The sequence below is a fragment of the Arenibacter nanhaiticus genome, from assembly GCF_900141935.1.
In the GTDB taxonomy this organism is placed as follows: Bacteria; Bacteroidota; Bacteroidia; order Flavobacteriales; family Flavobacteriaceae; genus Arenibacter; species Arenibacter nanhaiticus.
The window spans coordinates 26,317-39,602 of record NZ_FQYX01000026.1 but is presented as its reverse complement, the minus strand read 5'-3'; the positions used below and the strand labels follow the sequence as shown (position 1 = coordinate 39,602).

The following is a 13,286-nucleotide window of genomic DNA, read 5'->3' as shown; positions in this document are numbered from 1 at the left end:
ACTGTTCTTTTCAGATTATTTCTTTCCTTTTTCAAAATAAGACCCCCTGTCGTAGATTTCCGGGCGGCGGTTTTGGCTCGACAAAAGGCTCGTCGAGCCATTTTTGAAGGTCTATCTTGACAAAAAGGTTCAATCTTATAAAAGAAACCAGATTCGATAAGTGCCAGGGGTATTTCCCTATCGCCTTCAATGCCTTTAGGACGAGGATTGTAATCAAGGCTGTCCATATTTGGATCATTACCGCATTTTCCGATGTGCCCACGAAAGACTTAATGTGTAGCAACTGTTTTATTTCCCTGAAAAATATTTCTATCTGCCAACGCGCCTTGTAAAGTTCACCTATCGTGTTTGCTGTCCAAGTCTTTTGGTTGGTGATGAGTTCTATTTCCTGCTGGTTCTCATCGTCCCATATAGCGACCCTTCTAAGCCGCTTGGAGTATTTCTGGGACGATCGGTACCCCGTGAGTTCAATGATCTCATCCTTTAGAATATGCCCGTGCCTATCGTCGGGGAGTTCGTTCTCCTTAATGCTTTTAAACTGGATGTTTTCTTTATGCCTAATAACGAAAAACACTTGGTTGCTGTCCCAGACCTTGAGCAGGGAAAAATCATTGTAGAACCGGTCGGCAACAATGACGCTCTGTTTTAACAGCGGTATGTCATAAGCACCCTTGTTATCCGCCGTCTTTCCATCTGTAATGTTCACATAGGCCGGCAGATGCCCATCATAATCCAGAAGTGTATGCATCTTTATGGCACCTTTTGCCGTCTTGTATTTCGCCCAATCAAAAAGGCTTAGGCAAAGGCTTATGGTAGTGGAGTCCAGCAGGAATATCTTTGATTTGATCCTGAATTTTACACGCTTGCGATAGGCATGCTGTCCTAATGTTTGGAGCAGTTTATAGTAATAATCCCTGAAAAGTTCCCAGTCCCGTCTCTGGTTTTGATAGCTGACCGTGGATTTGGACGGAGCCCTCTCTATTCCCAAATGGTTCAAGTTACCGGTGGCCGAGCGGAGCCCGTTGCTGATATCACGGACGGATTGGCTCTTGGCAAACTGGCAGAAAAGCATCGAGACCAAATGGGTCCAGCTATTAAATCCTTTGGAATGCTTGTCCGTTTGCTTTTCCCTGACCATTTTATTGAAAGAAGAACGCTCAAGTTTTTTAATTATCTGTGAAAACAGGGTTATATTTGTCATGGGAAGGGTTGATTTTTGTTTCGCACCTCAAAGATAACTTTGAGTTACAAAACTCCCTTCCTTTTTTAAACGTTTAGGACGCTATTGGTATTAAATCTAGAAAAGGGTTGCTTTAGCCGAATTTATCTCCGAAATGAAATTATTCATTTACATTTATCTGTATACAATAACGATTTATGGATATGGAAGCTAAAACTTTTTTAAAGTGAAACTTTTCTTTCAACGTTCTACTAGATATGTGATTAAAAAAATTGCTTCAATTGTAATGTTTGATTGTTAAGGTTTTAACCTTTAAAATCATTTGGTATCGCGAAATTCAAATTGTTAATATGTAGCTGGGAATAAAAGAAAATTATACCATGAACAATACAGGAAAGTTTGTTATTTCATTAGATTTTGAGCTATTATGGGGAATGAGGGATGAAAAAACGATAGCTGAGTATGGCGAAAATATTTTGGGTGTATGGAAGGTTATTCCAAGGATGTTAGATCTTTTTGAAAAGTATGAAGTCTCTGCAACTTTTGCAACTGTAGGATTCTTATTGGCTTCTGATAAGGAAGGCTTAATGAAATTCTTTCCAAAAAGAAAACCACAATATAAAAACCCAAACTTATCTCCTTATAATGGGCATTTTCATCTAGTTAAGGACTCTGAGGCCGAGGATAAATATCATTATGCATCCGATTTGATTAATCTGATTAGAAAATATCCAAACCATGAGATCGCAACCCATACTTTTTCTCATTACTACTGCAACGCTGAGGGGCAAACTATTGAAGATTTTAGAAGCGATATAAAATCAGCAATTAGTATAGGAAACCATGTTGGTATATGTTATAAAAGCTTGATTTTTCCTAGAAATATGTTTAATGAGGAGTATTTGAAAGTTTGTGAAGAACACAGGATCTTGGCTTATAGGGGAAATGAAATCGCTTGGTGTTATAGAGCGGAAAAGGGGGTTTCTAAATTAAAATATAAGAGCAAACAAGCTTTTCGCTTATTAGATTCTTATATAAATCTAACAGGACACCACTGCTACTCCCTAGAGGATATCACTAAAAGTAAGCCCTATAATATTCCTTCTAGTAGGTTTTTAAGGCCTTACGCTCCAGGCTTAAGGGCTCTAGAAAGCTTTAGGAAAAAACGAATTCTGGATAGCATGACCTTCGCTGCAAAAAACAATCTTTTATACCACCTTTGGTGGCACCCTCATAATTTTGGGAGTAAACAAGATGAGAATTTTAATTTTTTAGAAGACATTTTAGTTCATTATAAAAAACTGAACGAACAATATGGTTTTGAAAGTATAACCATGGGTGGCTTTGCTGAAAAAATACAAATAAACCATGAATAAAAAGATCGTAATGTTGGTAGGGCATGGACAATCGGCAAAATTCATGTATAATGGATTAAAGGATGAATTTGAAATCATGAATGTCCTCAGGGCTGGTTATACCTCAAAAGGTCGAGTGAATTTTTTAAAACGTCGCGCAAAACGTTTAGGGTACTCTAAATTAATTGGACAGATCCTTTTTCAGATATGTTGTGTACGCCTATTAAATGTCTTTTCTAAAGCACGAGTAGAAGAATTAAAGAGAAATTTACAGTTGTCTGAAGAGGATATTAATAAAAATATTTTAATAGACGTACCATCTGTTAATTCTGATGAATGTTTAAAGGTGTTGAAACGATTAAATCCAGATATTATCATCGTTAATGGAACAGAAATTATTTCAAAAAAAATACTCAACGGGATAAGAGCAACCTTTGTGAACACCCATGTTGGCATCACCCCAAAATATAGAGGAGTTCATGGAGGGTATTGGGCTTTGGCCAGTGATGATAAGGATAATTGTGGTGTAACGGTACATTTGGTCGATGCTGGTATTGATACCGGAGGTATTTTACGCCAAGGGATTATTAAGGTAACCCCTCAGGATAATTTCATTACCTATCCATATTTGCAATTGGCTGAAGGTATTACATGTATGAAATTGGCCTTAAAAGATATTCTAAACGATAATATTTTGCCAGTAAAAAGAGATTTGGAAAGTAAACTATGGTATCATCCCACCTTGTGGCAATATCTTTATGTAAGAATTACAAAGGGCGTTAAATAACTCTTGGGTAGAAGCTATAATCATTATTTCTTATAAATAGAAAAAGTCCGTCTACCAATTAGTAGACGAACTTTTTTTTTATTTGAAAATAGATAACTCTATTTTAGGGGACTAATTATAGAAAATCTACCTGATTAAGGAAATCTTCCAAGTTAGTATATCCATCATTGTTTCTATCAGCTGCGGCATCATCAGGATTGTTTGGATCTAAACCATTGGCAAGTTCCCAGGCGTCTGCCATCCCATCCCCATCAGTATCATAATTATTCGCTCTTTTGTTAGTTGGTAGCGAAGGAATTCTCCAACTAGAGTAATCACGATATACCTTCGTACTGATATCATTTTTAATATTGAAAATTTTTATTGTGTCATATTCATCTAAATATAACTGAACTGTACCATTGTCGTCTATGTACTTGTTTGCTCCAACATCGGCCAATACATTAGAATATGCTTCTGTGGCATTCATAATTGGTACAGGCACTCCGATTAATGGGAATTGTGTGTCAACAAAATATCGGCTAGGAACCGGATTACTACCACTAAAAGTAGACCAAATTACCTCATTGTTTTCAGATTCAAGACCCTTAAGAACATTACCAGAATAGTAATTTTTTCTGGTGTAGATTAAAGCGCTGGCACTTGTTTGAACTTTATTGGCATTTGCGGCCACACTGTTTTGTTCTGTAGACCTCCCTCTTTTGTAATAATTGGCAATATGATTAAGATGAGGTGCGCTTTGGTTGATATTAGTAGCTCTATTCCTCCAGTTGTAAATCACATTGTTAATGACTTCAAAGCTTCCAGTTCCTCCTACATTTGGAGTTCTATGTGGCATATCTACAACAACATTGTAAATGAATGAAACATCGTCTGTAGATTCAAAAGGAGCATTAGAATCTCCCAATAGAACACCAGTATATGAGTCTGAAAAGATACTTCTTTGTACAGTATGTCTTCTACTTGAATGGGTTGAGCTCTCTGCTGCTAAGGTAGTAGCTTGGTCACCGCCAAAGGATACGGAAACGTGATCTAATATTACGTCATCACAACCAGAAAATATAAATGCATCGCCGTGTTTTACCTCTCCAGAAGTGGCTTCAGCGGGGCGACCTCTCATATATCTAATTATAATATTTCTTTTGCCACTAAATTTAATTGTTCCATTGGTAAAAGTAATTCCTCCTTTAGGAGCTGTTTGACCAGCAATAGTCAAATCACTATTTCCTCGAAGTTCTGCGCCTCCTAAATTTATATTTCCGGAAACATCGAACACAATAGTTCTTTTTCCACTTGCTTCTACGGCTTCTCTTAAAGATCCAGAACCACTGGCATTTAGATTGGTAACGTGTATCACTCTTCCGCCTCTACCACCAGTAACATTGGCGCCTCCACCGAATGCTGTAGGGAAGGCTTTTAATGGTCCATAATCCATATCTCCGGAAGCAGGGGGTACTTCGGTGACAGCCTCTTTACTTACTATTATAGTACCTTTCTCTGTATTTACAGTTTCGTCTACATTGGTAATAGAGGTCGTATAGGTAAAGGTGTCTTCGCCAGAAGTATTGGCTTTAGGAGTATAGGTGATGGTGTTATTATTGTTTAACACTGCGGTACCATTAGCTGGTTCGCTTATTTCTGTAATGGATACAGTGCTCTCTTTATTAAAGGTGTCATTTTTTAGAGGTTCTATAACGATAGGATCATCTGTCGTTGTAACGATTGTATCTTGTATAACATCGGTTACGGCATCAATAGTGATATCTACTGTTACTACAACTTCAGAAGTAGTTTCGTCCTCATTGGTGACCTCTAGCGTTAATTCAAGATCGTCCGTTCCATTAAAATCGTTTAATGGAGAATAAAGGGCAATACTGTCTTTTTGAATGGTTAATTCCCCATATTTAGGATTTCTAGAACTCTTGTATGTTCTTCTTCCACCTCCTTTAGAAGTAGTGTTGTTAAGAATATTGAAAGTTACTGGTTTGTCTTCTTTGGTTGTGATAGCCGCATTTTCTAAGTCGATGACGACTTCTTGAGGCTCTTCTTCTTTGTCTTCTTCAATAGCTGTGTTGTTATCGTCAACAACATAATCTACTAATAAATCCGAGTCTTTCGCACAGGAAAAATTCAATAACACCGCAGCCGTAAAAATTAGCATGCTCATGAGTTTGGGTAGGTTAAGCTTCATAAGATAGGAAATTAATTTAAATTTAAACATAATTTGGGTTCTTAAAAAATAATCTAAAATTGTAATCAACGACGAAATGCAATTTAAGTTCGTTGAACTGCACAGTTGTAATGCAATGTTGGTTTAACGTTTAGATTACGGTTTTAGATCTTTTTAATTTTCGTTTTCGATGAAATGCATCTTTTTTTAAGATTTTTTAAAAGTGAAGGCCTAAAAAGTATAGAAGGTAAACAAAATGCTATAGTCTTGTTTTTACTAACTTCTACATAATCAGATAAGCTATAAGTATACTAAGGTATAATAGATACTGGTATTTCTATATGTTTAATGTAGACTGCAGCCATTTTAAGTAGTCATCGTTCATTCCTCAAGGATATTCAGGATAAAAAAGAAATGGTTGCTAATAATAATTTAAAAAAGTCAAAAGTTATTTTCACGTAGTTCTGGCACTAATCTTATGCTCGATGTTGTTAAAAAGTTGATATAGAGCGTTATTGTATGCAATTGTTGCTGTTGTTCCTTAAAATTTACTTCGATAGAAAGGTTTTTGACCGATATTTTTATTGCTTAAACGAATACTGGTTTTGTTTTTATAGGAGTTAAAACAGTATGGTTATTTTTATTGTAGTAACGCCTAAACCCAATCTTCTGTGATAACCCTGACTAAAATATGGCTTTCTTCTCCTCATATAGGAAACAATGAACAATCCTATGTACAGCAGGCTTTTGATTCCAATTGGATAGCGCCGCTTGGCCCTAACGTGGACGGGTTTGAAGCTGCGATCCAGAAATATTTAGATAATGGAGTTTATGTTGCTGCTTTAAGTTCTGGTACGGCAGCCATCCACCTAGGGTTAGCATTATTAGGAGTAGGTAAGGGAGATGAGGTACTTTGTCAGAGTTTTACTTTTTCGGCCTCTGCTAATCCTATTTGTTATTTGGGGGCAACCCCCATTTTTGTGGATAGTGAAAGTGATACTTGGAACATATCCCCTGTTTTACTAAGAAAGGCTATTGAAGATAGGATTGCGAAAGGGAAAAAGCCTAAGGCCATCATTGCGGTTCATTTATATGGAATGCCATATAAAGTAAAAGAATTAAGAGAAATATCCGATCACTATGGAATTCCGGTTTTAGAAGATAGTGCTGAGGCTCTTGGAAGTACAGTAGGGATGGAAAAATGTGGTACGCTGGGAACCATGGGAGTATTGTCTTTTAATGGTAACAAAATAATCACCACTTCTGGAGGTGGAGCTTTAGTTACCAATAGTTTAGAATTGAAGAAAAAAGCTGTTTTTCTTTCGACCCAGGCCCGCGACGACGCCCCGCATTATCAGCATTCCCAAATAGGTTATAATTATAGGTTGAGCAATGTGCTGGCCGGAATCGGAAGAGGACAAATGGAGGTGTTAGAGGAACGGGTAGCGGCTAGAAGAGCTCATTTTGAGTATTACAAGCAGCAATTGTCCGAAATCAAGGAAATTGAATTTCTCAAGGAACCTAAAGGTTTTTTTTCCAATAGATGGTTAAGCTGTATTTTAACCCCCTCCAAGAATATAAGAGAACTTATTCGGTTGGCGCTCCAAGAATATGAAATAGAGTCTAGACCGTTATGGAAACCAATGCATTTACAGCCTGTTTTTGATAACTGTATCAGTTTTGTAGACGGAACTTCGGAAGATTTGTTTAATAGAGGTTTATGTCTGCCAAGCGGATCTAATTTGAATAGGGATGATCTAAACAGGGTCATTGAAATAATCCAAAAAAACTTTAACCCATGATGCAAGATTACTTAGTCAATAGGGTAAAAAAGAATACCTCCAAATGGATTGTTCTGGTCATTGATTTGTTATCAATTGCCATCACTTTTATATTATCCTATGTCATTAGGTTTAACTTAACCTTGGACTTCGAAGTTAATATGTTGTTGATACAATTGCCTATTATTTTATTGATTGGGTTGGTATCCTTTTTAATTACAGGATCTTATAAAGGGGTTATAAGACATACTGGGGTTAGGGATGTTTATAATATTTTCAATGCTATTTGTTTATCGAGCATAGTTACCATTTTTATGGTAATCCTAAATAGAGAAGCCCAAATTATGGAGGGGCTAACCGTGCCCTTGTCTATAATTATAATCCATAGTTTATTAAGTTTTTTGATGCTGACGGCATCTAGATATGTGTTTAAAACCTTGTATTATAATCTTTTAAAGCGATTTAAAACCAGTAAAAATGTATTGATCTATGGGGCAGGGGAGTCTGGCGTACTTACCCATAACGCATTGACTAGTCAGATCAATAGTGTTTCTAGGGTGATTGGCTACATAGACAAGGACAATGAGAAGGTAGGTAAAAGTATCAATGGAGTTACTGTATATGGACCCGATGTATTAACCGAAAATTTTATCAAAAGGAATCATATAACAGAGGTTATATTTTCTATTCAAAATATTAGCCATAACCGGTTGCGAGAATTGGTGGGTGGTTTGGTCGATTTTCCGATTCAAGTTAAAATTGTACCGCCCATAGAGAATTGGATCAATGGCGAGCTTAAGATATCTCAGATAAAACAGGTTCAGATCGAAGACTTGTTGGATAGGGTTCCGATCAATATTAAGAACGAAAGAATTTCTATGGAACTGAAAGATAAGGTGATACTTGTCACCGGTGGCGCAGGTTCTATTGGGAGTGAATTGGTTAGACAAATTGCTAACTATGAATACCGATCGTTAATTATTATCGATCAGGCGGAGTCTGCCTTATATGATCTTCAGCAGGAATTGATTCAGAACGGATTTCATAATTTTATTCCTATTGTGGCCGATATTCGTGATAAAAACAGAATGACCGGGGTTTTTCAAGAATACAAACCTCATATGGTTTTTCACGCTGCTGCTTACAAACATGTCCCTTTGATGGAATATAATTCTTATGAAGCTATAAAAATAAATGTGGCAGGAACAAAAGTAATTGTAGACCTATCGATGGATAATAATGTTGACAAATTTACTTTTATTTCGACAGATAAGGCCGTCAATCCTACCAATGTTATGGGTGCTACGAAAAGAATTGCAGAAATGTACATTAGTTGTGCCCAACAAAATCATAAAACTAAATTTATTACTACACGTTTTGGAAATGTATTGGGATCTAACGGATCGGTGATTCCATTATTTAAAAAACAAATTGAAAAGGGAGGACCGTTAACAGTAACTCATATGGATATTACCCGCTATTTTATGACCATTTCTGAAGCATCACAATTAGTTTTAGAAGCAGGAGGTATGGGGAAAGGTGGAGAGATTTTTATTTTCGATATGGGAGAATCCGTAAAGATTTTTGATCTGGCAAAGAATATGATCAAATTATCGGGGCTTCGATACCCTGAAGATATTGATATTGTAATTACAGGGCTGCGACCTGGAGAAAAGCTATATGAAGAGTTATTGGCCAATGGGGAGGATACGATGCCAACCTACCATAAAAAGATAATGATCAGTAAATCCAGGGAACTTTGTTATGAAGATACAAAATCAAAAATCAACGAATTATGTGTCTCAAATATGTTTTTTGATCAAAATACAGTAAGGCTTATGAAAGAGATTGTTCCAGAATATATTTCCAACAATTCTAAGCTATGTAAACACGATAAAAAACTTACTGATGCAACCAAGACTCTAGGAGGGCATAAAATATACCAATCTTAGTTTTTCTTTTAATCCTTTTAGAAACCAATCATTATGTATAAAAAATCCTTCGCAATAAATTTCAAATTTGTTTTAGTATTTGTACTTATTGGTGTGCTATCGTCTTGTGCCTCCAGAAAGGATGTGGTATACTTTCAGAATGCCAAGTCTTTTGAGACCCTTGTCAGTGATAATACGAGTATTAATAGGTTTAAAGTCGATGATGCTATTAGTATAAATGTATCTACCCTTGATCCACAATCTAGTGTCCCCTTTAATTTAATTAAAGGATACGAAGAAGGAGGGATGCGACCTGAGCAACTCGATTATATTATCGATAAAAACGGAGAAATTGATTTTCCTGTCTTGGGAGCTGTAAAAATAGCGGGACTTTCTCCTAATGAAGCCAAGATGTTGCTGGCTGCTAAACTAAAAGATTATTTAAAGGATCCTATAATCAATATCCGGTTAAAAAATTTCACAGTAACTATTTTAGGAGAGGTTAATAGGCCTGGTACCTATGCCGTAAATGGGGAGCAAATTACTATTTTGGAGGCCTTAGGATTGGCTAGTGATTTAACGATAAAAGGAATGCGAACAAACGTCATGGTGATTAGAGATTTTAATGGCACCAAGGTTTATGAACGAATCGATTTAACAAAAAAAGAGTCCTTAAATTCACCAGTTTATTATTTAACTCAAAATGATGTAGTGTATGTTGAGCCCAATAATTCGGCAAAGGCATCATACAGTTTGGATAATAGAGCATCTATAGCCATATCCATAGCTTCTATTCTAATTACATCTACCATAGTACTTCTTACTAGGCTATAATTAATAATAAAAACACATGGGTTTAAATTTTAAAAATAAATCTTCCGATAAAAATTTAAAGGAAATTTTAGGAATGTATACTCGGCATTGGAAATGGTTTGTGCTGTCTGTTATCATCGCTCTTTCTTTGGCATTCGTGAAACTTAGGTATTCTATTCCCGAATATTCGGCGCAAGCTAAAATTCAAATTTTAGAAGATAAAAATGCTAATTCTGAATTGGGGTCCTTTAAAGACTTAGGGATATTGCCTTCTGGAACCAATAAAGTAGAAGATGAAATAGAAATTATAAACTCTAGGTCTAATTTCATTGAAGTGGTCAAAAAATTAGGGCTCAATGTTAAGATTACGGCCCTTGGGAAGATTTTAGATTCTGAAGTATATAAGAATCCACCTATTAAGATAAGTTTTATAGCGAAAGATTCTATTGTGGAGAACTCCTATTTTGATTTTTATATCACCCTTGGCAATGGTTCTTCTTTCGTATATACGGAATCGGAAGACGAACCTGCTAATTTGGTCTCATTTGGAAAAAGTATATCGACGGCTATTGGAGATATTGTTTTGACACCGAATAAAGATGATTTATCCTATTTTAATGATAAAAAGTTCAAGATTAGTATTAAGCCCGTTGGTGAAGTAGCACAAAAATATCAGGAAAAGACTTCTATTTCACCGGTAATGGAGTATTCCAATATTTTAGAAATCACCTTAAATGATCCTATACCTGAGAAGGCCAATGATATAATTAATAATTTAATAGACACCTATAATAGTAATGCTATTCGTGATAGAAAGGAGATTGCTGACCGGACTTCCGAATTTATAAATGACAGAATCACTGAGATTTATTCTAATTTGTCTTCGGCAGACCAAACGGAAGAGGAGTATAAGGAGGGCCGAGGTATTACCGATGTAGCCTCCCAAGCGAGTGTGAATTTAACCGTTAGCGCCTCGAGTCAAAAAGAGCTAGAAAATGCGTCACTACAATTAGATATTGCGTCTTCTATGAAGGATTTGGTAGATACCCAGAAAGGATTTGATATTTTGCCTTCCATTGGGCTTTCTGACCCAGCTATAGCGAGTACCACTGCCAAATACAATGAGCTAGTGTCCGAAAGAAACCGGTTGCTAAAAAGTTCGAATGAAAAGAATCCTATTATTGTCAACCTAGATGAACAACTTAATACCCTCAAACAAAGTATGCAGTCTAGTTTGCAAAGTATGACCGATAATTTGGTCCTACAAGTTAATAGTCTCAGTGGTCAACTCTCTAGGGTAAATTCGAGATTATACGCCGCGCCTAGAAACCAAAGGGCCTTAAGGGATATAGGTAGAAAACAACAAACTATAGAGTCTCTATATATTTATTTATTACAGAAAAGGGAAGAATCGCAAATCTCGTTTGCATCGGCCTCTCCAAAGTCCAAAATTATTGATAACTCTCATAGTGTAAGTCCAGAACCAGTTACTCCCAAAAGAAAAATTGTGTATTTGGCGTTTTTTATTTTTGGGCTTCTAGTACCCTTTTCGGTAATATATGGGAAAGATTTGTTGGATAATAAGATACATAGTAAAACCGGTTTAGAAAAACTGGTAAAGGATGTACCGGTGCTGGGAGAAATACCTAGCTTAGGAAGGCGTGAAGACAAACTTGTAAACAAGGAAGATAGGTCCGTATTAGCAGAGTCCTTGCGAATTATTAGGACCAATATAGATTATAACATAAAAGCTACTAACCAAAGACATAAGGGGAATGTCATCTACATTACATCGTCGGTTCCTGGAGAAGGTAAGACCTTTTTATCTTCAAACCTTGCCATGATTTTTGCCAGTACCCATAAAAAAGTTCTTCTAATTGGTGCTGATATTAGAAATCCTAAAATATTTTCTTTTTTCCCGAATACCAATGAGCTCAAATCCGGAGCTGATAAGAAACCCGGATTGACAGAGTTTTTATTTGATTGCTCGATAAAAGCAAGTGATATTATTACCACCATGGAAGTTAGAAAAAATACCATAGATGTTATATATTCAGGAAAAATACCTCCCAATCCTGCCGAACTTTTAATGAAGGATAAGATGAAGGAATTACTATCGGAAGTTGCGACACAATACGATTATGTCATTGTGGACACAGCTCCCTTAATGGTGGTTACAGATACCTTGCTTATTAGTGAATATGCCGATCATATTCTATATGTTATCAAGGCTGGGGTTACTGAAGAAAAAGTATTGGAATTCCCCTTAAAACTTAAAAGCGAAGGGAAACTAAAAGGACTTTCCTTTGTTGTCAACAATGTTAAGGCAAATAATTTAGGGTATGGCGGATCCTATGGCTACGGCTATGGGAAATCTCATCTAAAATGGTGGAAATTTTAGCACCTTAAAAATGTGACTTTGTCTTTTCTATAATAGGCATTAATAATTTTGCTGTTTTATTGGTGATTCGCATTTCTTTAAGGCAATTAAGCTGTTTTTGGTTATGAACATCAGAACCAGCAAAATCGAGCAATCCCTCTGACAAGAGTTTATGGGCTTTTTTCTGTACCTCTATACCGTAGTATTCACTAAGCGATAAAAGATTTAATTGAAGCGCAATTCCATTATTTTTATAGGATTTTAATTTTGGCGAATTAATGGGAAAGAATGCATACCGCTCAGGGTGGGCTAGGATTGGAAAATAACGATGCTCAGTGATTTTTTGAACCGCCTGATCGAAATTAATGGAAGGTTGTAAATAGGACATTTCAATAAGCATATACCTGTTTTTTATAGGCATCACCTGATTGTTTTCTAATATAACCTCGAAGTTAGCGTCTATCATATGCTCTGCAGCAGCAGCAATAGTTATCTGAGTCATCCCTTGTTGTGACAATTCCTTTGTAAGGGAACTTAACGCATTTGTAATGGTATCGCTATTATTGGGATAATAATTATCCATGATATGTGGTGTGGCGATAAATTTTTGAACGCCAATTTCTGAGAATCCCTTAATCAAAGCTACAGAGTCAGCCACGGTTTTGGCACCATCATCGATACCTGGGAGAATATGATTATGGATGTCTATAAATCCGCCGAGGAAGTCTGCTAAAAAAGTTTTTTTACTAAAAAAATGAAACATTCGTACTTGATTTAAATGCAAAAATAGGCTTTCTAAAATATATGGGTAAAAAGTTTTTTGAAATATAGTCCTCTAAGTTTATGGGATTTATTTTTAAATTATAATTTAAGTTTAAGACTTCCGTTA

9 protein-coding genes are annotated in these 13,286 nt (G+C 36.1%); 6 read left to right on the top strand and 3 right to left on the bottom strand.

The features are described 5' to 3' along the window. Positions 1–31 precede the first annotated feature (31 nt). Positions 32–1,201 carry an IS4 family transposase gene (locus tag BUA16_RS14120; protein ID WP_072765404.1) on the bottom strand — a complete coding sequence of 390 codons (1,170 nt, stop codon included), beginning with the start codon at positions 1,199–1,201 and terminating at the stop codon, positions 32–34. A gap of 359 nt (positions 1,202–1,560) precedes the next feature. Between BUA16_RS14120 and BUA16_RS14115 the strand changes: the two genes are divergently transcribed. Both BUA16_RS14115 and BUA16_RS14110 read left to right on the top strand, forming a co-directional pair. Then, positions 1,561–2,556: a polysaccharide deacetylase family protein gene (locus BUA16_RS14115; protein ID WP_072765403.1), complete on the top strand. Its 996-nt coding sequence runs from the start codon at positions 1,561–1,563 to the stop codon at positions 2,554–2,556. After that, positions 2,549–3,322 (top strand): formyl transferase, encoded by a 774-nt coding sequence (locus BUA16_RS14110; protein WP_072765402.1) that lies wholly within the window; start codon positions 2,549–2,551, stop codon positions 3,320–3,322. Before BUA16_RS14115 ends, BUA16_RS14110 begins: the two co-directional genes overlap by 8 nt. 115 nt (positions 3,323–3,437) lie before the next feature. Here BUA16_RS14110 and BUA16_RS14105 read toward each other — a convergent pair whose 3' ends face one another. Next, positions 3,438–5,513, bottom strand: a complete 2,076-nt coding sequence (locus BUA16_RS14105) for an Ig-like domain-containing protein (protein WP_143150519.1) — start codon at positions 5,511–5,513, stop codon at positions 3,438–3,440. Between the two features lie 650 nt (positions 5,514–6,163). Between BUA16_RS14105 and BUA16_RS14100 the strand changes: the two genes are divergently transcribed. The 4 genes from BUA16_RS14100 to BUA16_RS14085 are packed head-to-tail and all read left to right on the top strand — an operon-like array spanning position 6,164 to position 12,418. Next, positions 6,164–7,294: a DegT/DnrJ/EryC1/StrS family aminotransferase gene (locus BUA16_RS14100; RefSeq protein ID WP_317045398.1), complete on the top strand. Its 1,131-nt coding sequence runs from the start codon at positions 6,164–6,166 to the stop codon at positions 7,292–7,294. Further along, entirely contained in the window at positions 7,291–9,225 is a 1,935-nt protein-coding gene (locus BUA16_RS14095) for a polysaccharide biosynthesis protein (protein ID WP_072765400.1), read from the top strand. The genes BUA16_RS14100 and BUA16_RS14095 overlap by 4 nt, the downstream gene beginning before the upstream one ends. 33 nt (positions 9,226–9,258) lie before the next feature. Next, positions 9,259–10,038, top strand: coding sequence for a polysaccharide biosynthesis/export family protein (locus tag BUA16_RS14090; protein WP_072765399.1), 780 nt, complete (start codon positions 9,259–9,261; stop codon positions 10,036–10,038). Between the two features lie 16 nt (positions 10,039–10,054). Further along, positions 10,055–12,418 (top strand): GumC family protein, encoded by a 2,364-nt coding sequence (locus BUA16_RS14085; protein ID WP_072765398.1) that lies wholly within the window; start codon positions 10,055–10,057, stop codon positions 12,416–12,418. Positions 12,419–12,422: 4 nt separating this feature from the next. Here the strand turns inward: BUA16_RS14085 and BUA16_RS14080 are convergent, their stop codons facing one another. Beyond that, positions 12,423–13,160 (bottom strand): tyrosine-protein phosphatase, encoded by a 738-nt coding sequence (locus BUA16_RS14080; RefSeq protein ID WP_072765397.1) that lies wholly within the window; start codon positions 13,158–13,160, stop codon positions 12,423–12,425. Positions 13,161–13,286 lie beyond the last annotated feature (126 nt).